A 23,407-nucleotide genomic window follows, 5' to 3' on the forward strand; every position below is an offset into this window, starting at 1 on the left:
TCACCGAAGAAGTGTGCCTGCTGGCAGCAGGTAGACCTTCCCTGTTTCTTGCGCCTCCATCAGCAGTGCGGCCTGCTGCGGTGTCACCTCAAGTACAATTACGGCGGGAATCAGGCTTCCACCGTCTGCAGGATCAGGAACCTTCCCTTCCGCATTTAGCCGTTTCACAACCTTCAGACGGGACAACTCCGGCAGAATCATTTTTTTCGACTGCCCCGTTGCCGTATCGGAGACGAATGCATAGGCATCCACGAGGATACCAGGCTTGACCTCATCTCCGGAGGACATGACCAGATCCGTCTTCACCCCAATCTGCCGCATGCCTTCCTGTAAGGAGACTGCAGCCCCCATGCCAGAGGCCGCTGCCGTTGTCACCAGCGACTTGCGAATCGGAGCGCCAGCCATGAATCCATACTTGGAGGCATAGGCATCGCTGAAATCCAGCTCATCTGCGGTTTCTAGCGCATCCTCCGGTACTTCACTGACCACGACTTCGCGGAATTTCAATTGGTCTTTAGTAATTGGCATATACGGATCAATATTGGCTACAGCAACAATGATCTTCTTCGTCTGCACCTGCTGGGCAATGTTCCGGCTACTCATCTGAAACGCAACCAGCGCAAGGATCAGTCCGAGCAGGACGATCAATGCGCTGCGGGTATACTTATTCCATAGCTTTTTCAAAGGCTTATACTGCCTCCCTCTTTATTTATAGATACTTTCATAGGGAATATTGCGATGAACAGTTACTGGATACGACACCCCTGGAAGCGCAAAAGAAACATGCGTGCGAAACACCACATCGATCCAGGGAACATCCCCGGAATCATACGTCAGATGCAGTTCAAAGCTGCTGCTCTTCATCACCGGGTTCTCCATCGCAGCATTCAGGCCTAGACTCTGGATAAAGGCTTCTCGGGTTGCGGAGCGTAGCGTACTCTGTTCCAGCAGCACAAGCCCCTGCTGGGCATCCGTCACAATGCCGGAACGGATAATTCCTGCGTCAATCGCATTCTCTATCGTTCTCCCTGTCGAGTCATATACACTGTCCACCACCAGCAGATCCATCACCAGCACCACAAGAATCAGACCAAATAAAATGGCCCCTAAGACTTTGATCCACATCCTACTCCCCCGTCCTGTAGAATACATGTGCCAGTCCGGGGAGATGGACGGTGATCGGTACGGTATAGTTCACACCCACTGCCTTCAGGGCAAATACGTCATACTCCCGAGTGACGGTGATTTCCAGGCGATCCCCGCGCTGTACCGGCTTCGGGGTGGCGACAAGCGAGACCTTAGCCGGATTCATCCCCATACTTTGAAGTAACCCATCCAGCCGAGTCCGGGTCGCCTGGTCTGCCCCATTCTCCACCTTCATCACCTGCAGCACTTCATTGGCTGCTGTACGCAAGTTGGAACGAATCATTACATACTGCACAATGGTCACGACAATCAGTGCAATCATGAGGACGATCATCATCAGAAAGAAGAAGGACATGATACCATCTCCTCTCTCGCTCCGGATAAACTGTTTCCATCTGCGGCGCATGGCGCGTTCCTTAGTCAAGCGAGTTCATCTTGCCGAAGATTTTATCTACGACAAAGGTGTTAATCTGTGCCTTGAACAGCAGATACACTGCGATGAACAGCAGCAGCGTGATCAGAATACCAATCACCCATTGCATCGCATCTCCGCGTTCTTCTGTTCGGAACCGGTTCAGCCTTACCGCCAGAACTCCTGGAGCGTTCACCACTACCTGCTTTGTACCTTCAACCATTCTCTTCATCAGCTTCTTCATTCGTCAATCATCCTCTCAGTTCATGTTTATAGGGAATTAAACGCGCCGAACATTTTGATCAGCATCATAAAAAAGAACACCACCACATGGATAATGACCATTCCGTAGAACAGGTTCATCTTTCCCGGATTGCCCCTGGTGCGTTCCCGCAGGGCAAGCTTGCTTAAATTCCGCAAATCGTTTTTAACACCATTCAGATCGTCCTCAGCTTCATGAAATCCTTTCTCCGCCACGACATTGACCACCGACACAAAATCATACACCACAGGCACATGGACCTCTTTGGCAAACATTTGCAAGGCATCCTTCTGCGACATCGTCCCCATATTGGCAACAAGGCGCTTGAGCAGCGCAGATAACGTAGGACCACAGCGGGCACTCACTTCCTGAAAAATCACGTTTAACGGCTTGCCTACTTCCAGCGCAGTGATCATTTTGCTAATTAAAAACGGCAAATCCGCAATCAGCTGATTTTGCCGTTTTTGATATGCCTGGGAAATCTGCCGCATTTGGAGCCAAAAGAATAGAAACGATAGAATCGGTCCGGCAATGGCAAAAAAGACTTGCTGCACCATACCCGCCAGCACAAGGGCAAACCCGCCTGGCAAGAGGGCTTGAATGATCGCCCTGGCGAGATAGATCTCATAACTTACCGGGTACCCCAGCATGCCGTACATTTCGCGCTGCTTACTACTTTGCCTCTTTCCTTGTCTGGCAGAGAGCCTGTCGGCTAGGGATCGGACCATGGCATTCTGCTGCAGCCGCAATCGCTGCGCATCGGACTGGTTGACTAGAGCCGCCAGATTCATGAGCTGCTGCTGCCGCCGGAAGCCGGGAATGACGATCCGCAGAACAGGAATGACAATACATAGTGCGGCGAGCCCAAACAGTATGGATGTAATCATGTTTCACCTCCCTTACAAATCATCCAGATTCAGGCGCAGCAGCGAATCCTTCTTCCACAGTCCAATCATGACACTGACAATCATGCTTGCCAGCAGCAGCTTGCCGAATCCGGTCTGCAAGGTGGTTGCTGCCTTGAACTCCAGTACCAGCTGACTTTCGAGATAACCGAACAGGAACGGGAAGAGCAAGCTGATCCCGAACACCACGAACGGCTCCATCCGTTTTTTCTCATTCTCAATATCGATCTCCTGCAGCAGATGCATGTCTGAAGCGATGTCCGCGATGCTCTCCCGAATCCCTTCGACCGAACGGGCGTGGAATCCATCTTTGTTCCCGGCGAGTACTTTTTCGCAGAAATCATCGAACTTTTTGAATTGAACCGCTTGTTTCATCTGCTCCAGCACCGTGGGGACATCGATCCCGATCCGGAGCGAAGCGTACATCTGTTCAAAGTAGGGAACCGTCACACCGCTCATCACCGGCAAGGACATCTCCAGTGACTTCTGGAGGGACTTACAATCCCGGAACTTGGAGGACAGCAGCCGCAGATTCCCCGGCAAGTTCAGGAGCACCTCTTTCCTGCGTCTGAACTTCACCGCCGAAATGATCATCTTCGGTACAATCACGCCCATTGCGATCCCCACGCCGACAAACCAGATGTTCGCCGTCCAGTAGGCCACCCCTGCACCTATGACAAGGGCGAGACCCAGGAGCTGCACATAGTTACGCCATTCCAGGTGAATGCCTGCCGCCTTCGCTTCCGCTTGGGTTTGCTCAAATCCAAAGGCGATACGCAGCTGCCTGGAACGACTGTTTGCCGCAGGCAGCAACGAGAACAGGCCAAAGGAGACCAGAAAACCCGCTGAGAGCAGCAGAATGATCATCATATGGCCTTCAGCTCCTTCGCTTCGCACCAGCGCCGGAGGTCTTCCTGCGCGGGGTCTTTCAAATAAATCTTCTCCATCAGCGACTCGGACTGGATCTTGCCGACCCGTACATGCCGTTTCCGGCTGTAATCGTATTTGAAGATCGGATTGAGCACCGGCTCCTCGGTTCCCCGGTAGCCAATCAGCTCCGACAATTCGGTTACAACCCGCGCTCCATTCGGCAATTTCTTCTGAAAGACAATCAGGTCAATCGATCCGGAGATCTGACTGGCCGCAGCCATCGTGTTTCCATTCAGCTGCAGGAACCGGGTTGCCGCCTCTTTTGCGCTGTTGGCATGAATGGTCGTCCAGACGGTGTGTCCAGTGTTCATCCCGATCAGACTTTGCTGCGCTGCCGGTTCATCCCGGATCTCCCCGATGCACATCACCTCTGGCTTGAGCCGCAGACAGGCTTTGATCAGCTTGGCGATGCCGTAGCTCTTCTTCTCATCCTCGACCTCCTTCACTAACAGGGAAGGCAGATTCGGATAATGCAGATACTGCCGCTTGCTGGCCAGCATCATTTCCTCAGAATCTTCGATAGAAATGATTCGGGTAATCGGCTCCATACACATCGGCAGGCGAATCAGCTGTGTGGTCTTGCCGCTGTTGGTTCCCCCGCCAATGACGAGATTGGCACCCTTCGGAACAATGAAATGCAGGAATTCGGCCATCTCCAGCGAGATGTTTCCATACTGGATACACTGCTCATCGGTGTACACATCCGGCGGGAACTTCCGGATACTGATCAGCGGTGCATTAGCACTAACCCCCTGGTACTCTTTCGTATCCGCAACTACACAGATCCGGAAGCCCCGGTAATTGGCATCCACAATCGGATCGGTGCTGGAGATCGGTTTGCCGATCGGCATGAGCATTTTGTTGATCACTTCGTACAAGTGAGACACACTCTGAAACTTGATATCTGGCCGGTGTATGTCTTGCCCGCCCTGCTCAATGATCACTTGCTCCGGACCGTTGATCTCAATCGAACTGACCGTGGGATCATCCAGAATACCCTGCAGCACCCCAAGCTCAGTGATTTCCTTCTGCACCCATTCCACCACTTCATTCAGAGGAATCGATAGGGCATAGTCATTCTGTTCCCGGATCAGATCCGAGATATAATAACGGATCTTCTGCCGTGAAGGTTCATGGGTCAGAGACTGTACGTATTCGTCCAGATGATCCTCCTGCAGCCGATAACGGACAAAGTTCAGCAGCCCCTCCATCTTCTTGGCATCCCCCTCTGACCATTCACTGTTGACTGGCTGAATGGAAATCTGAACATCCAAGTATTCCAGCGGTTCAATGATCCCCACCGTTTCATTGTCACGTCCGGCAGCTTGTCCTTCCCTTATGGGGATCTGGTTCGGTTCAAGCGCCTTCCAGCGTTTGATCAGCTCAGCGAATTTGGTATACACAGGTGCTTCATCAATTTTGACATTGGTATCCGCACTGAACAGATAAAGTCGCTCCGGCTTCACACTGAACACTTCAATTAATCGGCGGTAATGCGTATAATTCCCGACAAAATCAATGGCATCTGCGCTATACAGTAGAGCAGCATCTGAAGTCCGGAGTGCGAAGTGAGTCGTGGGCTGGATGAGCGAACCCTGTGTGAGCAGAATGATCACATCATAGGCAGCTTCCAGCTGTTGCCGCAGCACTACTGCTGCCGAGATCAGCGTTTGATTCGAAGACAATTTACGAATCACGGGCGCTTCCGGCTGGGAGCGCGGATTGACCAGTAAGTAGTCCACGCTGCTTCGCTGAACCATGTAGTCCTGGATCGGCTTCAGGGCTTGACGGTCCAGATCGAGCAGGAACTGATCCATGGTGCGCTCTTTGTGGAGTTCAGCGATTTGCTGATCGAAGGTGTAGGCCACGCGCGGCAAACCGACACAAGGTAACTCCGCGACTACCACGCGCTGATCCTTGGGATAGCTGCGGATCAGTTTCATCACGCCTTGAACGGCATCCCCGCCGCCCAGATTGGCGAAGGCGATGACCTGCGCTTTGCCGGTCATGATCGCCCCTCCGTCTCGCCCCGGTGACAATTGCCCCGGTACACCCAGCCTTGACTTGTTTTTTCTAAGGTGGCGTAGGTGGCTTTGCCCCCCACATGGCTATTCGGCTCTCCGATCTGGATGATCTTCGCCGTCCAGCAGGCCGGAGGCAGGACATTCAGAAAGTGGTCGGCCATCTCCTCATCTACCACATCACCGATCTGAAGGTAATCCTCCAAATCTCCTTCCCAGTTTGCATAAGTCTTTATCATTTCATGTTCACTCCTTATTGTGCCTGGTACGTATCTACGATGTTCCACTTACCATTCGAGAACACTTCCACGGTGACCTGATGGTTGTAGGCCATACCATCCGCAACGGTCATTCGGGACAACCAGACCCGTTCTTTGCCGGTGTCCTTTTTCAGATTATCCGTGTGTGATTGTTGCAGCGTGGGTAAGGCCTGCAGCTCAGCCAGGCTGTGCTTAATATCCAATGTTATTCCCCTCCTATCGTCTCCTTAAGTGCTCGCCAAGCCATAAGCAAAGTGCTCACTGCTTGTTCCTGACCGTGCCAAAACAAGTTCTCTCTCAGGCTGCTTATGTGGGAGTCGAAAGCCTCCCACTCGCTTACCTCGATCACGGGCTGTGACTCCTGCTGATGAGTTTCCTCCTGCGTAAACACAGATGAAGAGACGGCTTTCTGAATCGCCTCTTCCAGTGTTTCTTCCTGGAGTCTGAGCTTGACCTCCCGCAGCATACCTACATCCTGCCAATCCAGCTGCCTGCGCTTGCCGTCACGATTGAAGGTGTACCCTTGCTCCTCCAATAAGACGACCCAGCGCCGCAATGTGCTGACTGGCGTATTCAATAGTTCTCCTGCCTCTTTGAATCCAACTTCCTGCATGGCACTCTCCTCTCTCAACGCAAAGGCCGCCCCTAGGATTGCCGGGGCGGCCTCTTTTGTTTTCTTGCATGATATAAGATTAACTCAATTGTTCAAGTGAAACGTGTTCGAAAAGTACGTAAAAAGTATGGGATTATAGGGATGAATTATTCGAGTCTCCGTCAGCCGTATCTCAAGGCAGGGCAACGTTTGCAAGTTGGAACTCTGCTTCATGGTATTCCCAAATACTATAACTTTTTCTATAAACCATGGGATATTTTCGATGCCCATTAATAATCTTTATTATACCTTTTCCTATTTCTCAAACATTTTATGGCTCCTGTTATAGTTCCCATCTTTGGTTCCCGGACATTTACAAGTATAGAAAACAAAAAAAGCCTATACCACGAGGGTTTCGGCTTTTGAAACAGGGAACAATAACGGGAACTTTAAATATAATTCTGATTAATTATTCTTTAGCCTTAGGTGAATACAAATTCGCATTATCTAGTAGAAATAAGGAACAACCACTTCTGTACTCGTTAATAACCTAATGAATAAATATTGAGCCTTTAGTTTGTATCAGAAACAATTTGTTTGATCTATTGTATTTAATTAACTTTCACACCCACTCTGATACCTGTTTCAACATCTCTATTATATATATCTAATTTTTGATAAGGATTATGAATTAATAAAGTTGTAAGATCATAAGTGCCAGAATCTTCATTGATAGTGAACCCTGAATTTAGTTTTACTAAGTTGTCTTTTGAAACTTCAAAATATACGATTTTTCTATCGTCAATTACATCAACTTGTTTCCAATCAAATAAATTTACTACTGCATATCTTTTCAATTGCTTGTTGCTGTTATTACCTACCCGTATATAGTAATTTAATATGTCATGTGAAGCAACATTTTGTGTGAGCCATCTTTTTAAATCATTATTTTTTGTAACTAACAACCCATCAAGCATACTATTATTTTCGATTGTTCCATATTCATTATATTTAATCTGTTCATTAACAGTTTCTTCCTGTATTACAGTACTAAATCTAAGAAAGAGTAAATGATTCATATCAGTTTTTTTTCTGTACTCCTCATCAAAGCTCTTATTCTCAGGAGATTTAATAATTACAAATAGTATATCGTGTAATCCCCTATCTAAATTTGGCAACTGAAACGGGATTTCAACCGACTCTCCAGCTTTAACTTCAAGTGTAAAGTCTTCTTCGGGCTCCCTGTTGTCTACACTGAATTTAGCTTGTTTGTAATCAATTAAAAGTATTATCTTATATACTCGGTCAGTATTAATGAAATTCCCAATTGAAATAAATTTATTTATTTTTTCATCTGCATTGTAGTTGAAATTAAAATCCTTTTCTATTACCCCTTTATCATTGTACAAACCGAGCGACACACCACCAGCACTTGTGTTGGGGAGTTTATCTCTATTTGCAGTACTAGGGATGGTATTGGCAAACTCTATGCTATTCAACCCTGAATTTACATTATCGTCAAGAGTGCTATTAGCAGGTTTTTCAGAACAAGCTATTAATGTAAGCAGTAAAGAAACTATCAATAACTTATTGAATTTTTTTAAATCCATGATTGATACCTCTTTTTTCAGATTGTTAAACTACAATAAGCAAATTGGTGGTAAATAGCCAATTTGCTTATTGTAGTTATGTTTAGTCTCCGTAAGTTTCCGGGTACCAAGATTGATAACCAGCATGTTCAAATTTATGAGTACCATATGATTCTCCATCTTCCCATGGATTGAAATGAACTGACGCAGTTGCACCAGCATAAGAAGAATTGGATTGATCATCGGTTCCAGATGCTGCAAAGGCCTTCTCGTTATACACTGTCAATCTTGCATAAATTCGATCTATTTGTTTTCTAGTACTTTTTGTACTATCTGTGTAAGATGCAGAGTATGACAATACATTATCGCTAAAATAACCTTCATCGCATGAACTGTCTGCTACCCAGTGAGGACCAACTGCAGCAGCTTTAAGAGTATTTTGTTGATTATCTAACAATTGAGGTTGAAATTCTTTATGTGGTACTTTTTCTGTATCTACTACTACTGCTGAGGGAATAATATCATTCCCAGAAGCATTTGCAGGCAAGGATATTGAAGAAACAGAGAACAAGATAATAGCAATAGATGCTAATGCCTTTTTCATATACAAAACTCCTTTAGTATTATTTGTTTTAAATAAAATGAAAAGAATTTAGGTATCAAAGGTTTCTGGGTACCAAGATTGAAAGCCGGCATGTTCAAATTTATGTGCACCATAAGCTTCTGTGTTTGAAGCACTAGCCCCACTACCAAATTGTGCACCTGCATGAGACAAGTTGGATTGATCATCCTCAGCGCTCCCTATATGACCCCCATCCTCATACAGTTTGACTTTTGCATATATTCGATCAATTGTTAATCTAGTTCGCTTACTACTGTCGGTGAAGGAATCTGAAACTGAAGTTGCTCCAGAATTATAAGTAACAGTAGTCTTGGCAGTCCAGTGTGGTGTGAGTGCTGCTGACAACTTTGCCCCCGTATTAGTATTTGCCGGTTCAAAAGATTTCTCTTGAAGTTGCGCTGTATCAAAAACAACTAAAGGTATAGTTTGGTCTGTGCTTAATGCAAACACATTTGTTGGCGAGAGAAGTATAGCGCTACCAAGGAGCAAAGTGACAACCTTCCTTTTTTTCATTTAATATCCTCCTTTATATTTTTTTATTACTAGAGGATATTTTTTTCCATTTTTACCCTCTGTAAAATAATATAACTTCACGTTCTCTTACTGTCAATATTTTTAATTATTTTATATAAAATCCCATATTAATAGTCTGGCCTTGCTATATTGATTGACATGAAAGTTCTTAAAGTGGACAAATTTGAAATATCAGATGGTGTAGGCCAGTGAAACGAAATGCTGAAGAATGTCGAATTAATTTTCACAAGGCTCAAGTTAGTTACCGTATCTCTCCTATAACCGACTCATTAAACTAACAATTATCCTTTTAAAAACTGCTCAATTTGCTCGTTGCTCCATGCAATCGTATACCCTGCTTTAGAACTTACTGGAGAAAATAAAAAATTCGATTTCACCAATTGACTCATTAACTGGAGCACTTTCTCTTTACGTATTCCAAGTCCTTGCTGCAGTTCAGCAGATCTTGCAGAGCCTGTCTCGCAAATGATTCGTTGCATCCTCAGAAGAAGTTCTTCATCACTCTCCCGAGTATCCACCAGCCAAGGCTTCAACCCCGTTTCCGGATCATACTCAAGTGCGACTTTTCCTTCTTTACTTAGTTGTTCCACATAGGTGGCTGCGGTCACATAATCAACGTTCAGCGCATGCTGCAGCAGCCTTCCGGATACACCGTTATGTTCCCGCGCCAAGCGAATGACCTGATCGTACACACTCTCGTTTATTGGTTGCACCTCCTCTTCCACCAGATCCGCCCACTCCCCTGATGGAGCCACGCTTAGTGGTGTCGGTCCGTCCGGTTCATCCTTACCATCGATTGGCTCATGGACTTCCTCATCAGCTATTCCTCTAAGCAAAGAAGAATCTTCATTCCCCTCTGTTTCTGGATCTACTTTCCGGAGCCGCATTTCATTCCGCCAATAACGCTTCAACTCCTCAATATACCGGGTTGTCTCATCATCATCAGCACTGATTGCTGCCGACTGGAATCTCTTCTGTCCGCCACCGTTCAGCATGCAGATTCCATCCCCGCCACCGAGTAAATGTGGCCCTCCTGTGTCCATGACGGTCTTGAAATCATAGACACTCAGCAAATGAAAAGCTACTCGGGACGGCAGATTCGATTTAATCACACCGGTCACAACATCCACACTGGGACGCTGAGTCCCCAGGATCAGGTGTAAACCCGCAGCTCGTCCCATTTGGGTCAAGCGTTGCACGGTTTCTTCCACATCCGCACGGGCAATGACCATCAGGTCGGCGTATTCATCAATCACTGTCACGATATACGGCATCTGATCCCCCGGATGATTCCGGTTGTACTGCAGCAAGTTTCGTACACCGGCTTCCGCAAAACGCTTATAGCGCTTCTCCATCTCCACCACTAGCTTCTTGAGTGTCAATGCCGCCCGTGTCGGATCAGTGACTGGCGGGGAGATCAGGTGCGGCAAGCCGGTATACATCGTAAATTCGACCATCTTCGGATCGATGAGCAGAAACTGAACCTGCTCTGGTGATCGGGTAGAGGCTAATGAGGTTAGCAGCCCATTAATAAAAACAGATTTTCCAGAGCCGGTTGCCCCTGCCACAAGCAAATGCGGTAATTTGGCTAAGTCCACCAGGATCGGTTTCCCCAACATATCCTTCCCGAACACCATAGGCAGTTCAGCCGTTTGAGCAAACACCTTCAGGTCATTTGCCATATCACTCATATATACAAATGCCCGTTCGGTATGGGGCAATATAAAGGCTGCTGCACTTGAAAACGGGGATGAGGTCACCGCGAAACTCCGGTCATGTCCGATATGGTTCGCCAGATCATCTCTTTTCTTAACCAGATCACTGAGCTGCAGCCGGGCCGGCAATCGAAAGGAGATGGTTTGTAGCGTTGGCCCCGCATCGATGGACAGAATTTCTGGCGGTTCCTCCATCTTGAGTCCTGCCAACTGGACCGTATTGAAGATGAGCTCCGATGCCTGCTCTGCCGATAATGTAGAAGAAGAATGCGGCCGAGGGTTCAGCGGGAATAGCGCATAGGGTCCCGATTGAACACTCTGTTCGCTTGTAATCACAACCGGCCTATGATTGAGTTCGCCCCTCTCGGTTACAGAAGGCATCGATTCTACACCCCCGGCATTTGGCAGCTTACTCTGCAAAGTATCTGCTGGCGATGCCCCCAATCTCCATTCCCGGTTTCGAATCCTTTTCCGCAGCTGGATAAGCCATGGACCCATGCGTTTCCGATGCTTCCAAGCCACTCGCGCAATATGGGGTACACCCACAATACCTAGCCATAATGTGACTGCATACCGGAGCACCGTTTGTGCCAAGTGACTGAGTTCTGGCGATGGCTCCAGAAATAATACGATTACACTTCCCAGCGCAGCCAAGACCGTCAGGCGATTCACGAACTGTCCAAAGGATTCCTTTGGCGGTGGATCTGGAGTGCTCACTGTGTTCTCAACTTCCTTTCATCATGGTTTGAAATAAGTCCCTCAATTGCTGATTCAACCGCGCCGCATTTTCTTTCACGAGAGGCCACCACGCATCTGACTCATCAAATACAAAGTGGTAGGCTTCATTCAGATTGCGCAGCAGCATGATCACCAAAAACACGCCCAACGCTTTGACTAACCAGGTCGGTAAGCCATTGCCGCCTTTCTTGTAAAACACCCAAAGCAGAATTGCGATAATGACAACTGTTAAATTCATTTCAACCACTCCCCGCAACTAACAATTTGAAGTACTTGGATACGCCGATCCACCATCCGTTATCTTCTGCATAGTAGCCTCGGGGATTATCTTTGGCCGATAACCACTGGATTGGATCTCTTCCGGCCGGAAGATCCTGAGACAGCTTAATGATCGTATTCGCCGCAATCTGCGCAGCCTCACCGGTTGAGAGCCCCGCACCTTTCCCCTTGCACCAGCAGCCAAACACATTCCACGGATTGCGGATAATTTCCGAGGCGTGGTTATTGTTCCTCGGAACAAAAGACTGCTCTTGGCCGGTAATGGCAATCAGCAGATAGGGAGAGACATTTTTGGTGCGTCCCGCAATATCAATCATTTGCAGCAGATTATGATCCGCCAATGCTGATTTTCGTTTCTCCAAAAACTGCATCACATATGGAATGTTCAAAGGCCGGTACCCCAGCTCAATCGGCAGTGTAGGCAGCTCCGTACCTGGAGCAAAGACATACTCCAATGGATCAACCGGCCCCCCGCTGCGTTCCACTTGAAAATGCAAATGGGGGCCGGTAGAGCGTCCGACAATCCCTTGTCCGATTCTGCCAATCAGCTGCCCTTTGCTCACCACATCGCCGACCGCTACGTTCATCTGAGCAGATAAATGCCCGTAGGTGGTCACTAGCCCATTGCCGTGATCGATCCTAATCGCCTGACCATACCCACTAGCTGCTCCAGCGAGTGTCACTGTCCCTCCAGCCATGGAATAGATGGGCTGTAGCTCCGTATTTGCAGCACCATTGGCAATATCAATCCCTTTGTGCATTCGGGTGGTGCCAAACAAATCACGCAAAGCAAACGTTGAAGAGATCCGGTCAATGGTCGGCGCGGGCCAGACGTATGCTGTTCCATCCACATCTAGCTCAGGGGCCATCGAAGCATACTGGCCTGCTGAGTGTGGCTTGTAGCTGTCGGCATCGGAAAAGATCATGAATGGCAAGAAGACAAACATTGCCACCAGTGTAGCCAATCCAAGAAATATCAGCACCAAACCGATTCCGGGGGAACTGAGCGCCGAAAGCAGCCCGATGATTTTTTTCATCTCCCTGGCCTTTTTACTGACTTCCATCTGTCCCCCTCCTCTACCCTGCGGTTTTCAGTCCCCGTGTTTTGTACAGGACATGTTCTTCCGGAGGGACATGCATGATCAGTTCATCGTAGCGTTTGTGGTTCTCTAAGATGTAGCGCTGCGTGCCTTCATTCTGTGAAATCAGCTCCTGAATTTCAGGTGACAGATCTGCATGCGAGGACAGCAATCGCACTGCCTGTTGTTCCATGTAAAAATACACACGAACACTGGTGTTTTCCCACATTCCTACACCTTTGGCGGTATCCAGCATAATGGCCGGGGAGTTGCCTGCCAGGATCATCATGCCATTTTGCTTACGAATCGCGGTATACCAACTAAACACATAACTTCGCAGCTCCGGATTTTGGAGTTGTCGCTGCCCTTCGTCCACCAGCACGGCAGAAAAGTGAGCACCGGCAATTTTGAGCAGATGAATGTTCGCATTGACCTGTTCAAAGGCCATCGACATCTTGATCTGTGCTTGTTTTGCCGATTCATCCTTCTTGGACTCGTCTTCCTCGCCGGAGCCGACCCGGTAGACGACCAGCGGCGCTTTCTGATCAAAGCTGGAGGCCTCTTCGATTTGGAAGATATCATCGTAGATTCCGATGAAATAGATTTTGATTTTGTCATACAAGCTTTTGGCATCGGCATTGCTGTGAGCCGCCTCTTCAATTTCCGCGAACACCGCATGAATAGTCGGCTTCGGACCGGTCGGTGCATTCCAGGTGTCCGGCTGCTGCTTCTCAATCCCTGCGGCACGGTAGACTCTGCGAATGGCTTCGCCTACTTCAAAGATTTCTGGACGGGTTAGATTCTCCCCAAGCAGCGAGAAGGTGCGCACGCCGCTTTTCTCGGCCATCTTGTACCGGGAGCGATTATACTGCGCACATTCCTCATCAATCTCTGTGATGGCAGGCATAATCGTCAGCGGTTCAAAATAACGTCCTTCTTCGGTGGTGTGATCAATATACACGCCGCCCACATAGGCACAGAGCTCCCGCCACTCGCCGTCCAGGTCAAAGACAAATACATGCACGCCTTCTTCCAGCAGCGAGACCACCAGTGCCTTCAGAAAGTAACTTTTGCCTTCGCCGGTCTTGCCGAACACGGTCACGTTCTGCGCCCGGGGATCATCCGGATCACATAAATTCACAAAACAAAAGCCGCCGTCTTCGGTCCGGCGACCAAAATACAGTCCTTCACTATCCGAGAACGAGCCTCTGGTCATAGGGTAGGTGCGTGCCGCGACCGAATCAGTCGTGACCCGCCCATAATGGGTCTTGTTGAAAAATTCACTGTGATCACTGTAGGGGTCAAAGGCCGGGGCGGTTTGACGCATCGCCTCCTGCTGCTCACGCTTCAGTTCGCTGAGCTTCCCGGACATGTTATCAAACCACAGCTTCAGCCCCGCCTCTGCCGCCTCGATCTGGTGCTGCTTCGGTGCGGATATCGTTAAGAAGGTCTGCACTTCGACCAGCTTGTGATCACTGGACAGCGTGGAATCCCGCAAGGCTAAGATGGTCTCCTTCGCGGCAATCTCTGCATTCCGTGCCGGGTCCGTTTCACTCTGATCCTTAATACTGGCTGTTAACCGGTTCAGCTTGTATTTCATCCGAGTATTGAATTTGATATCGCTTTGCGCATACCGGATCGTTTTGCGTAAGGTAGAACCGGCATGCGTAACGATGCCATCCAGCTGATCCAGATACCCGGCGATGATCTCTGGCGGATACTCTTGAACCATGAGGACCCGCACATAATGGCCGGTCTTCCCATCCTTGCCGTCTACCATGTTCACCACCAGTTGCCGGGACTGCTTCTTCCATTGTTTAACTAACCGCTTCGTATGTCTGAGCAGGCTCATGATTGGTCTCCTCTCTATTTCCGTGTATGTTCAGTAAGTTACGCTTCTCCGGATCAAACGCCAGTGGCCGGCCCTGATACAAGCTGTAGGCTGCCGATGGAATGTACGGATAAACTGCCGTATACGTCTGCTGATACTGCTCCTTAAGCAGAGAGGCCATCCGGGGAACCATGTCCGGGGTACTCTGGTTCAGCCAGAATTCCCCTTCCCAGCGCGGGGCTGCTTGAGTGAAGCGCAGCCAATGGTGGTAATCACAATCGAGCACTGCAATGGTACGATACCGCTGCATTAGTGCCTCCCGTTCTGGGTAGTTCCAGGGGACCTCCGCAATGACCAGTTCGTCTTCCGCTGCCCGGTGTTGAAGCAGCTGCTCCACTTCCTGCAAGGTGGGATAACGTGTAGGGGTAAACAGTAGCCAGTCAGCAGCCTTCCCGGACCAGCTGTCCCAGGCGTCCAGTTCTGAAGGTTGCTGCAGCGGATTCAGCACTGTCCGGGTTCCCTGATCCGGCGATAGATCCATGATGCTCACGGCAGTACCGGATAGACTTACTGCTACCCCAAGATTCGCAGCCAGAAAAGACTTGCCGCTGGGTATGGGTGAGGTCAGCAATATAATCCCTTGAAGTTGACTTACTCCGGATGCTGGAAGCTTCGGTGGCAGAATCCCTTCTTCGCTTAACTTATCCGGCGTGTACTCATTCGCGGCTGCTGGAGGTTCAACCGTTCGCGCTCTAACCTTTATCCGGCCCGCGCGGAATTTCCGTATCCACCTGGCAAGCCAAGGGGAAAGCTTTGTACTCCAGGTTGCTCGAAGAACGGAGAATCCATGTTTACCGCCTTGTAGCCATCGGGCTATAGGCCATTTCCCAAGCTGTAGCGTGTTTCGCCAGGACGACCCTGGGACCACATCCTCGATCACCAATGGTCCGGGAATCTTATCCTCCTGAATACCTGGTATGGCTTCATTCTCCACGTGGTCCTCCACCGGTGGATCGTCCTGAATGAACTTGACTAGCGATGGACTGAATAACGAACGCTTTTCATCTGGTGCTTCGCCTTGCGCTTCAAGTACTCCCTGCTCTAACTCCTGCTCATTTAAGGGGTCCGAGTCTTCGGACACTTCATATGGGCCAGGTTCAGCCCATGAATCTCCATTCATCTTCCAAGCCTCCCATGCAGTGCGGTCCCACCAGCGCCCCACAATCTCCGGCAACGAAAAGCCGGATAATAACGATGTGCTATGCCCACCCTGCGAAGTGAGCGTATGGAGCACACGATCCTTTTTCTCCTGCAGCTCACTCAGCAGCCGGAAACGTTTCAGCGCGTCCGGATTCAGCTCTGCCGGTTCATCTGCCCGTTCCCTGATCTTGATTTTCGATTCCGAGGTCGTGAGGGTCAGCGTATATTCACTGCGCAGTGCCTTTCCGTCTCTGGCCAGCCGCTCCCACATCTCGATGCGGTTCAGCTTCATCGCCTGGATGCCTGGACTCTTCGCCGGATGGTTTCGTTTCTGATTCCACAGCTCTAGGCGAACATCCGGGATCTGCTCCGCTGAGATTTGTGCTGAGAAGCCTTCCTGCACCATGGCACGCAGAAACTGTTCAAAGCCGCCGATCCGCGTCCGTTTCTCTGCATACACCGCCGTTTTCCACGGGGATGCCGATAACGAAGACACTACATGCAAGGTTTTCCCGCTGCGGTAGAGCCAGCCATCTTCCTCCACGCCAAGGAAGGAACCGAGGTCTTCCCCGGCTCCTTCCTTCTTTTGCTGTGCATCATGCATATAGCGCTTCAGGCGATACGGCCACTTGAGCCATTGCCCCAGTGTGCTAGTCATGAAGATGGCTACGATCCAGGTCATTTTGAATACCACTGGAAACGGAAGTAAAAAGGGGAAGCCCCCGATCACGAGCGTGGTCCCTACGATCCAGCCAATATCTCTTAGCGACAATCCTAGAAACTCTACATCCTCACGGATATCGCCCATAAAGCTTGCGCGCAGCAGCTCCTCTTCCCGTTCCTGCTGTTCCTGATCCATTTATTTCACCTGCCCTTTGGCTTTCGCCGTGCTCGAATGCTGTGTTTCCTTACTCCGCTGCCGTTCATGACGATGTAGCATTTCTTTCTGCAGTTGTTCAAAACTGCCCATATCCAGACCATCCAGCGGCGGTTGTCCATAGTTAACCGGCACACGGTCTTTAATGACATAGACTGCACCATCTTTCGCACGCCAGTAAGGTATGCGGCCTTTCCGGTAGCTCTCATATTTCTTCTGAAATTCACTGTAATGTTCTTCAGGTATATAGGCATGGGATTCATCTTTAGCCAGCTGCAGCACTTCTGCCAGCTCCTCTACTGTACCGGAACGTTCCCAATCCGCGATCATGCTGGCCGCAAACCGGGAGTGACGCGGAAAGTTCACCCGGATCTTCCGGGTCGTCTGGGCCAGCATCCCCTCAAGCACTTCCGTAGCCTCTTCCAGATGATCATCCGGCAACCATAACACATCCTGCTCCAGCAGCAGGTCTTTGGCCCATGGATATTCATCGGCACGTTCCTGCAGCGTATGGTAGGCCGATGCAGCCTTACCTTGAGGCAGCTTCGCCTGTGTATAGAGGGGTAAGGCGTCTTTAACCTGTTCCGCTGCGTGTTCCGCCTCCTTGGAGTCGGTGAGTAGTGATATCTGTGCTGTACCATTCAGATCCACGAACGCTCCATCCTTATACATCCCCTCACGGACCGCAGAGACATCGAATCCTTCCCGCACCAGCTGTGGCAGCATATCTAGGGTCTGCCCGGCCAGGATCAATTCACCGGTATCCTCATCCCACTGCACATCTTCCTGGTATTCCTTTTTCAGGGTACTTAGTTTCTCTGTCAGCAGTTTACGCTGGGCCACAGGAGCCTTTAACAAGGAAACACTGCGGAACCCTTCGTCTCCCAGCACCTCTGAGATATTCAGCGCAGAAGATTTGATTTCAGACTCTCCAAATTCCAGTTCTTGCAGAGCATCCACATGGATCTGACCGCCCTCTTGAAGCCATTCTTCCGGCTCAAGATAGGCGATACCCTGCACTGATTCAGATAACCCGCCGCTGAGTGAGGAAGCCAATTTGTCTTTGCCTACACTGCGCTGAGTACGCATCCGATCTGCTGCTTGCTGCATCCGCTTACTGGCTTCCTGCATGCTCAGTGCCTTCTTCTGTACGCCTTCCGAGCCCATCCGCTTGCCCATGGAATCCAGAGATGTTGACGTCCGTTCTCCCCATTTCCCCACAGAATCGAGAACCTGTGCTCCGTTCAGTGTCACCGGATGCTGCACGGCTTTTATCAGCGGTTTTAACCAGAAAAAGAAGAAGAACACGAGTAACGCGAGCGCACTGAGAATCGCAAAGATGATGGGCGGTATGCCTAACGCCGCACAAAACCCTTCCCCCTCGCCGTAATCCGTCTGCATTTTCACAAAAATCGCCCAATGCAAACCGCAGATCAGGCCGACCAGTAGTGTCCGCAGATAGAGATTGGTAAACCCGAGCAGCGTCTCCATTTTCCCGGTATAGGCCGATTGCGTAATCCACAGATTGACCAGGATCGCCATAAAGATGAGTACCAGCGTCTTGAGTACAGCAACCACATAAAGGGGCAATACGACCAGTAACAAATAACTGAGCAGATTAAAAATCCCGCCGCTGGTGGATACGGTCAGTTCACCGAGGGTCTGGGCGGCATACGCGGCATCTGTAATTCCATTGGCACCGACTATCATCGCTTTCAGAATCTGCTGTCCCTCTAAGCCTTCGTAGGCAATGCCACTTGTGCCGATAATCCCCTCGAACATTTTGCTGGCGATCCAGTTGATGCCGACATTAGCGATATTCAGCGCGGTGAGCGAGAAATACGTAGCAACAAAACAAACTAAAAAGACCTTGAGCAAACTGCCCAGGTCCTTTTTGCCTTGAATGATTTTAAAGGTTAACCATGAAATACCGATAAACAGAAGCACCAAGCCAATGATCATAAACAGCGACCAGCCTGACTGCACCATTGCGATTTCCGCAATTTGCGGTGTAAACAAGTAGCTTTGGGCAAAGGCATCATAGAGAGGGGACATGAGCTCGTCCACCAGGAGAACAACAAGCCCTTCTATCGCATCCTTGATCAGCTTGCCGGACATGAGATCCTTAAACGATTGAATCATCTCATCGACTTTTTGAATCATATCATCGACCCAGCCGGGAATGTACCAGCTTGTTTCACGCTCCGCAGGTACTTCTGCACTTGACGGTACTGAGGTGGGTTGTGGTAATGCAGAAGCGATCTGCACATCCGCCTGTTTTATAGCAATGGCTTGGCTTGGTGATGCTTGAACCGTTATCGTCATCAGATTGCTCGTGAAACCAAGCGAAAGTAGCAGTAGAACTGCCAGAACTCGAAATCGTTGTCTCAACCTCCCCACCCCCAAATCGCCATGTAATCGTAAAACTGTGACAGCAGCATAAAGATTGATCCCGTCATGAATAACAGAATCAGCCCGAGCGCTACCGCCATCCGCTTCCAGAACTTTGGTTCCTTCAAGCTTCTTGCCCCCCGGCTAACCGAAAACAGGAACCCAAAAAATCGGATCAGCCAATACGCTAAGGCCAATGCACAGAGTATCGTCCCAGCAGCTCCTGCCAAAACCAAAAACCAGTTCAAATCATCTACCACATCTGGGTCAACGGTGTACATTTTTTTCATTTTTGAGATATAGTCATTGTCTTTCATCATTTAGCCACTAGGACCAGTTACGGTACTGATCCACCATCTGGATGAACGTTGTTGTCGTGCCTCCGATATCTTGCTTAGAAGTCCAGTTATAGATATTTTCGAGGAAGCTGAAGAACGCTCCGCTGATGAAGAGGAATACAATAAATACAAGCAGACCTGCTTCAATCCAAAACCACTTATCTTTAATGGTCCCTTTACCGGTACTGATCTTGACCAGTTTGATGATGACTTTAACGATAACAAATACTAGTGTGGCTATTGTCAGTAAGGAGATTACGAGTCCAATCGGCGTAAATACAAAATCCAATCCATCGAGTACTTTCCAGTTGAATTTCATTTTTTCTTTGATTTTAGTAATTGGATTGTCATCGGCATAGGCCAACATCGGCAACATAAACATACTAAATAGGACCATCATGATGAGGGTCCCTGTCTTTCTAATTTTCATTTTATTCTTCCCTTCTATTTTTAATAGAATATGATCACCCAAAGTGCGATACTGCAGAGCCAGCAGCTTCTTGCGATCCATCGCTCGGCAGCCCCTCCATTTCGCAACAGATTCAGCGCCACCTTCAGCCTTGGGAGAACCGCAGAACGAATGCCCTCCACCGTCACTGCATCCCCCGCCAAATGCGACCACCACCCTGCCAGCAACCCTAAGCCGAGCGCTTGGAACAGAACCGGCTGTGTCGCGGTAAAAGAGACTACGCCAAGGCTCAAGGCACCAGCAAACTCCGGACTATGAATAATCCCGCGATGCTTAACAAATGGCATTACCAGCAAAGCAACGCCAGTAAGCAGCGTGAGCCAATGCAGGCTGTAAAGTTCATATCCGGTAAGCAGCAGCAGTCCAAGACCGCTTAGGAGGAGCACACGTAGCCGAGAGGCTAAGGCGAGAATCAAGCCTGATGCTGCCCATATCCAGGGCATCGGCTGATGTAGGACAAACCATAATATTCCCATCCCCAGCGATAAAGCGGATAATCCCTTCAGTTTCTTTCGCGTCCTTGCAGAGAACTGAAGCTTATTACTAACCGTACTGGTCTTATGGTCCAGATCCGGCAGCAGCCCGCCGATGCCCGCAGCGGCAATCAATACGGCAGCAGGTACGATGGGCAGAGATGGCGAAACATAGAGCATTGCCGAACCTGCCAAAATCGCCATTCCTATATGTCCTTGTCGATTCATTTTGAATTTCACCTCCTTTCCGGACAGCACAAAATACCGCTTCAACGCTTGAAGCAGTTCAGGTCTTGCAATAATTGAATTGAACTTTCCGTTAGAAAAAACGGCCAAGTCCCCGCTTTTTCTGTTTTTGCAAAATCGGAGATAAGAGGCCTTCAAGTAATTCATCTGTATCCGTCTGGGGATGAAACGGATCTGGATGATTCGGAACCGCAAATACGGGCCTGCCGCTTAAGCATCCCGCCACCATTTCCCGATTCGGTTCGTTCGCCAGTGGTAGGGCAATGCGCCAGTATTCCTGCGGCACCCGGCTATGCTCCCTGCAGAAGGAGATCAGCTCCTTCACACGCCATTCACTTCCGGACCCCACCAGTACAGGTACGCTAGCTTGTACAAATAGGTCAGCCTGCTTGCTGCCCTGTAAACTCCCTAAGTCCAGCACCGTAAAGCGATAGTCGCTCATCAGCGATCCAATCCAATATTCGGATACCTCAGCCTTATAGAGAGCCACATTATTCAATTCATAACGGGGATGGTTCGAGAAATCGCCTTCTTTGATATATTCCAGGAAAGAGAAACACGGATGATTCCCGCCTTCCCACACCGCCACTTTGGTTTTCGCATACCGGGCCAAATAGTGAGAGATGAGCAGCGCTGTATGCGTGCTGCCAGCCCCTTCATACACACTGCCTACAGCGATAACGATCCTTTCCCCTGTTCGACTGAAGTTCATTTCAGGCAATGCGATCTGTTGAGGCTCCGCCTCTACCAGATGATGAGCTTCGAGCAACTTCTCTTGCCAGCTCCCGTTCAGCCATACGTCCGAAGCGCCCAACGCGGTCCAGCTTCTTATTGCTGTCGATGATAGGCTGGTTGCCTCACTAATCACGACAAACTTTACGGGGATCTCCTCCGCTAACGGTAAGAGGCTACGGGCCTCCTCTTCATGAATCAGGACGTATTCCGGCAGCAGGATCAAAGAGCTTTCCTTAACTTCCTCAAACGTACCACATACATGAAATTTTAAATGGGGATCACTGATTTCTGGCTCTACGCCAACAAGTACAATATGCAATGATGTCCTACCTCCTCTAAGCAATATGTCTACTGTATGATCATAACTCAGGTAGGCAAGTTGAACGTGCGAGGAATGTTCTGAAAAAGTATGGATTATGGAGTCTCTTCATAGCTTCTTGATGAAAAGAATGTCAAAGAGCTCTCCGAAGGCATCGGCAAACTTCATGCTTGTTGTGACAACGCCGATACTATTTGTTCAAATAATTGGCCATCGTGTACCAGAATATGTTCTGTTAGCATGTTTCTTTCCTCCGAACTCGCAGCGATTGCTTATATTATGATTGTTACTTTGTACGATGTATATGTTTGTGTCTGGAACTATGAAATTGTTCTCTCTCATTTTATAGTTTACAAGTTTGTTGCCTTCCAAACGGTTATTGCAAGACAAATGCGAGTCTTCCAAACAATTCTCGAATATATAAAAGGGCTTTTAGTGCAGCACGAAAATAGTGATTTACGTATATAAATATAATTATAATTATGATCTCGATCCGGGGAATTCAGAACCGGGCAAAGGAGGCATATAAGAATGGCAGTTTTATCAACTGGACCTATTGAAAATAATATCGTTTTTGGAACTAGTATGCGTCCCACCCAGAAAATCACTTTAAGGCTAGATAATCGTAATACCATTAGTATCTACACTGTTCTGGTTCAAGGATATTATTTAGTTGGTGTCCGTACATTATATATACAAGAGTTGTTCAATGTTCTACCCAACCAGGTGATAACTAAAGATTGTTATACTAATTTTGATGCATTTGAATTTGTGTTTACAACGGGTGATATTGCCGTGGGAGAGGTACAAATTTCAGTATGGGGAAAAAATCAGAATGGAGAACTTGTGACTGCCCATCGTCTGGTATCTAATGAGCTGTTAGGAGCAGAAAGTGGTGCTCAAGGCACGACCGGAGCCACCGGGGTTACAGGTGCTACGGGCGTTATGGGTGCAACCGGGGTTACAGGTGCCACAGGCATTACGGGTACGACCGGAGTCACTGGGGATACAGGTGCGACAGGCGTTACGGGTGCGACCGGAGCCACCGGAGATACAGGTGCGACTGGAGCCACCGGGATTACAGGTGCGACAGGCGTTACGGGTGCGACCGGTGCCACCGGGATTACAGGTGCAACGGGCGTCACGGGTGCGACCGGAGTCATTGGGGTTACAGGTGCTACAGGCGTTACGGGTGCGACTGGAGCCACGGGGGATACTGGTACGACAGGCGTTACGGGTGCGACCGGTGCCACAGGTGCGACCGGTGCCACGGGTGCGACCGGTGCCACTGGGGATACTGGTGCGACAGGCGTTACAGGTACGACCGGTGCCACCGGGATTACAGGTGCAACGGGCATCACGGGTGCGACCGGTGCCACCGGGGATACTGGTGCGACAGGCGTTACGGGTGCGACCGGTGCCACCGGGATTACAGGTGCAATGC

At 49.1% G+C, this 23,407-nt stretch carries 24 protein-coding genes; all 24 read right to left on the reverse strand.

What is annotated here, in order from left to right:
- Complete coding sequence (cpaB, locus tag MKZ07_RS14410) at nucleotides 1-684, reverse strand: Flp pilus assembly protein CpaB (protein WP_076162355.1); 684 nt, start codon at nucleotides 682-684, stop codon at nucleotides 1-3.
- A gap of 21 nt (nucleotides 685-705) precedes the next feature.
- Nucleotides 706-1,125: a hypothetical protein gene (locus MKZ07_RS14415; RefSeq protein ID WP_076162357.1), complete on the reverse strand. Its 420-nt coding sequence runs from the start codon at nucleotides 1,123-1,125 to the stop codon at nucleotides 706-708.
- 1 nt (nucleotide 1,126) lies between these two features.
- Nucleotides 1,127-1,501: a DUF4320 family protein gene (locus MKZ07_RS14420; protein WP_076162359.1), complete on the reverse strand. Its 375-nt coding sequence runs from the start codon at nucleotides 1,499-1,501 to the stop codon at nucleotides 1,127-1,129.
- 61 nt (nucleotides 1,502-1,562) lie between these two features.
- The gene (locus MKZ07_RS14425) at nucleotides 1,563-1,802 is read right to left on the reverse strand and encodes a hypothetical protein (protein ID WP_076162361.1); all 240 of its coding nucleotides are present in this window, start codon (nucleotides 1,800-1,802) and stop codon (nucleotides 1,563-1,565) included.
- A 26-nt stretch (nucleotides 1,803-1,828) separates the two neighbouring features.
- Nucleotides 1,829-2,707 carry a hypothetical protein gene (locus MKZ07_RS14430; RefSeq protein ID WP_076162363.1) on the reverse strand — a complete coding sequence of 293 codons (879 nt, stop codon included), beginning with the start codon at nucleotides 2,705-2,707 and terminating at the stop codon, nucleotides 1,829-1,831.
- Between the two features lie 12 nt (nucleotides 2,708-2,719).
- Nucleotides 2,720-3,595, reverse strand: a complete 876-nt coding sequence (locus MKZ07_RS14435) for a hypothetical protein (protein WP_341026288.1) — start codon at nucleotides 3,593-3,595, stop codon at nucleotides 2,720-2,722.
- Nucleotides 3,592-5,664 (reverse strand): CpaF family protein, encoded by a 2,073-nt coding sequence (locus MKZ07_RS14440; protein ID WP_341026290.1) that lies wholly within the window; start codon nucleotides 5,662-5,664, stop codon nucleotides 3,592-3,594. The genes MKZ07_RS14435 and MKZ07_RS14440 overlap by 4 nt, the downstream gene beginning before the upstream one ends.
- Nucleotides 5,661-5,915: a hypothetical protein gene (locus MKZ07_RS14445; RefSeq protein ID WP_081389395.1), complete on the reverse strand. Its 255-nt coding sequence runs from the start codon at nucleotides 5,913-5,915 to the stop codon at nucleotides 5,661-5,663. The genes MKZ07_RS14440 and MKZ07_RS14445 overlap by 4 nt, the downstream gene beginning before the upstream one ends.
- A gap of 14 nt (nucleotides 5,916-5,929) precedes the next feature.
- The gene (locus MKZ07_RS14450; RefSeq protein WP_341026293.1) at nucleotides 5,930-6,139 is read right to left on the reverse strand and encodes a hypothetical protein; all 210 of its coding nucleotides are present in this window, start codon (nucleotides 6,137-6,139) and stop codon (nucleotides 5,930-5,932) included.
- Nucleotides 6,140-6,141: 2 nt separating this feature from the next.
- Entirely contained in the window at nucleotides 6,142-6,549 is a 408-nt protein-coding gene (locus MKZ07_RS14455; protein WP_341026294.1) for a hypothetical protein, read from the reverse strand.
- 590 nt (nucleotides 6,550-7,139) lie between these two features.
- Nucleotides 7,140-8,138, reverse strand: coding sequence for a hypothetical protein (locus tag MKZ07_RS14460; protein WP_341026296.1), 999 nt, complete (start codon nucleotides 8,136-8,138; stop codon nucleotides 7,140-7,142).
- Between the two features lie 82 nt (nucleotides 8,139-8,220).
- Nucleotides 8,221-8,721 (reverse strand): hypothetical protein, encoded by a 501-nt coding sequence (locus MKZ07_RS14465; protein WP_209988173.1) that lies wholly within the window; start codon nucleotides 8,719-8,721, stop codon nucleotides 8,221-8,223.
- Between the two features lie 48 nt (nucleotides 8,722-8,769).
- Nucleotides 8,770-9,252 carry a hypothetical protein gene (locus MKZ07_RS14470; RefSeq protein WP_341026299.1) on the reverse strand — a complete coding sequence of 161 codons (483 nt, stop codon included), beginning with the start codon at nucleotides 9,250-9,252 and terminating at the stop codon, nucleotides 8,770-8,772.
- A gap of 302 nt (nucleotides 9,253-9,554) precedes the next feature.
- Complete coding sequence (locus MKZ07_RS14475; protein WP_341026300.1) at nucleotides 9,555-11,369, reverse strand: FtsK/SpoIIIE domain-containing protein; 1,815 nt, start codon at nucleotides 11,367-11,369, stop codon at nucleotides 9,555-9,557.
- Nucleotides 11,370-11,712: 343 nt separating this feature from the next.
- Complete coding sequence (locus MKZ07_RS14480; protein ID WP_341026303.1) at nucleotides 11,713-11,964, reverse strand: hypothetical protein; 252 nt, start codon at nucleotides 11,962-11,964, stop codon at nucleotides 11,713-11,715.
- Between the two features lies 1 nt (nucleotide 11,965).
- Entirely contained in the window at nucleotides 11,966-13,069 is a 1,104-nt protein-coding gene (locus tag MKZ07_RS14485; RefSeq protein ID WP_341026305.1) for a M23 family metallopeptidase, read from the reverse strand.
- A 13-nt stretch (nucleotides 13,070-13,082) separates the two neighbouring features.
- Nucleotides 13,083-14,936 carry a VirB4 family type IV secretion system protein gene (locus MKZ07_RS14490; protein ID WP_341026306.1) on the reverse strand — a complete coding sequence of 618 codons (1,854 nt, stop codon included), beginning with the start codon at nucleotides 14,934-14,936 and terminating at the stop codon, nucleotides 13,083-13,085.
- Nucleotides 14,902-16,974, reverse strand: a complete 2,073-nt coding sequence (locus MKZ07_RS14495) for a hypothetical protein (protein WP_341026307.1) — start codon at nucleotides 16,972-16,974, stop codon at nucleotides 14,902-14,904. The genes MKZ07_RS14490 and MKZ07_RS14495 overlap by 35 nt, the downstream gene beginning before the upstream one ends.
- Nucleotides 16,975-19,383, reverse strand: a complete 2,409-nt coding sequence (locus MKZ07_RS14500) for a hypothetical protein (protein WP_341026308.1) — start codon at nucleotides 19,381-19,383, stop codon at nucleotides 16,975-16,977.
- Entirely contained in the window at nucleotides 19,380-19,511 is a 132-nt protein-coding gene (locus tag MKZ07_RS14505) for a hypothetical protein (protein ID WP_341026309.1), read from the reverse strand. The genes MKZ07_RS14500 and MKZ07_RS14505 overlap by 4 nt, the downstream gene beginning before the upstream one ends.
- A 199-nt stretch (nucleotides 19,512-19,710) precedes the next feature.
- Nucleotides 19,711-20,232 carry a hypothetical protein gene (locus MKZ07_RS14510; protein ID WP_341026310.1) on the reverse strand — a complete coding sequence of 174 codons (522 nt, stop codon included), beginning with the start codon at nucleotides 20,230-20,232 and terminating at the stop codon, nucleotides 19,711-19,713.
- Nucleotides 20,172-20,891, reverse strand: a complete 720-nt coding sequence (locus MKZ07_RS14515) for a metal-dependent hydrolase (protein WP_341026311.1) — start codon at nucleotides 20,889-20,891, stop codon at nucleotides 20,172-20,174. The genes MKZ07_RS14510 and MKZ07_RS14515 overlap by 61 nt, the downstream gene beginning before the upstream one ends.
- A gap of 91 nt (nucleotides 20,892-20,982) precedes the next feature.
- Nucleotides 20,983-21,963, reverse strand: a complete 981-nt coding sequence (locus tag MKZ07_RS14520) for a hypothetical protein (protein WP_341026312.1) — start codon at nucleotides 21,961-21,963, stop codon at nucleotides 20,983-20,985.
- 899 nt (nucleotides 21,964-22,862) lie between these two features.
- Nucleotides 22,863-23,387, reverse strand: a complete 525-nt coding sequence (locus tag MKZ07_RS14525) for a hypothetical protein (RefSeq protein ID WP_341026313.1) — start codon at nucleotides 23,385-23,387, stop codon at nucleotides 22,863-22,865.
- Nucleotides 23,388-23,407 lie beyond the last annotated feature (20 nt).

This window comes from Paenibacillus sp. FSL P4-0338 (assembly GCF_038002365.1).
Lineage (GTDB): Bacteria > Bacillota > Bacilli > Paenibacillales > Paenibacillaceae > Paenibacillus_AQ.

What these genes read in the sequence shown, in the direction of transcription:
- MKZ07_RS14480 (WP_341026303.1), bottom strand. Translation starts at nt 11,964, where the DNA reads ATGAATTTAACAGTTGTCATTATCGCAATTCTGCTTTGGGTGTTTTAC.
- MKZ07_RS14495 (WP_341026307.1), bottom strand. Translation starts at nt 16,974, where the DNA reads ATGGATCAGGAACAGCAGGAACGGGAAGAGGAGCTGCTGCGCGCAAGC.
- MKZ07_RS14510 (WP_341026310.1), bottom strand. Translation starts at nt 20,232, where the DNA reads ATGGATCGCAAGAAGCTGCTGGCTCTGCAGTATCGCACTTTGGGTGAT.
- MKZ07_RS14430 (WP_076162363.1), bottom strand. Translation starts at nt 2,707, where the DNA reads ATGATTACATCCATACTGTTTGGGCTCGCCGCACTATGTATTGTCATT.
- MKZ07_RS14420 (WP_076162359.1), bottom strand. Translation starts at nt 1,501, where the DNA reads ATGTCCTTCTTCTTTCTGATGATGATCGTCCTCATGATTGCACTGATT.
- MKZ07_RS14435 (WP_341026288.1), bottom strand. Translation starts at nt 3,595, where the DNA reads ATGATGATCATTCTGCTGCTCTCAGCGGGTTTTCTGGTCTCCTTTGGC.
- MKZ07_RS14490 (WP_341026306.1), bottom strand. Translation starts at nt 14,936, where the DNA reads ATGAGCCTGCTCAGACATACGAAGCGGTTAGTTAAACAATGGAAGAAG.
- MKZ07_RS14465 (WP_209988173.1), bottom strand. Translation starts at nt 8,721, where the DNA reads ATGAAAAAGGCATTAGCATCTATTGCTATTATCTTGTTCTCTGTTTCT.
- MKZ07_RS14415 (WP_076162357.1), bottom strand. Translation starts at nt 1,125, where the DNA reads ATGTGGATCAAAGTCTTAGGGGCCATTTTATTTGGTCTGATTCTTGTG.
- MKZ07_RS14515 (WP_341026311.1), bottom strand. Translation starts at nt 20,891, where the DNA reads ATGAATCGACAAGGACATATAGGAATGGCGATTTTGGCAGGTTCGGCA.
- MKZ07_RS14445 (WP_081389395.1), bottom strand. Translation starts at nt 5,915, where the DNA reads ATGATAAAGACTTATGCAAACTGGGAAGGAGATTTGGAGGATTACCTT.
- MKZ07_RS14485 (WP_341026305.1), bottom strand. Translation starts at nt 13,069, where the DNA reads ATGGAAGTCAGTAAAAAGGCCAGGGAGATGAAAAAAATCATCGGGCTG.
- MKZ07_RS14440 (WP_341026290.1), bottom strand. Translation starts at nt 5,664, where the DNA reads ATGACCGGCAAAGCGCAGGTCATCGCCTTCGCCAATCTGGGCGGCGGG.
- MKZ07_RS14425 (WP_076162361.1), bottom strand. Translation starts at nt 1,802, where the DNA reads ATGAAGAAGCTGATGAAGAGAATGGTTGAAGGTACAAAGCAGGTAGTG.
- MKZ07_RS14475 (WP_341026300.1), bottom strand. Translation starts at nt 11,369, where the DNA reads ATGCCTTCTGTAACCGAGAGGGGCGAACTCAATCATAGGCCGGTTGTG.
- MKZ07_RS14470 (WP_341026299.1), bottom strand. Translation starts at nt 9,252, where the DNA reads ATGAAAAAAAGGAAGGTTGTCACTTTGCTCCTTGGTAGCGCTATACTT.
- MKZ07_RS14460 (WP_341026296.1), bottom strand. Translation starts at nt 8,138, where the DNA reads ATGGATTTAAAAAAATTCAATAAGTTATTGATAGTTTCTTTACTGCTT.
- MKZ07_RS14455 (WP_341026294.1), bottom strand. Translation starts at nt 6,549, where the DNA reads ATGCAGGAAGTTGGATTCAAAGAGGCAGGAGAACTATTGAATACGCCA.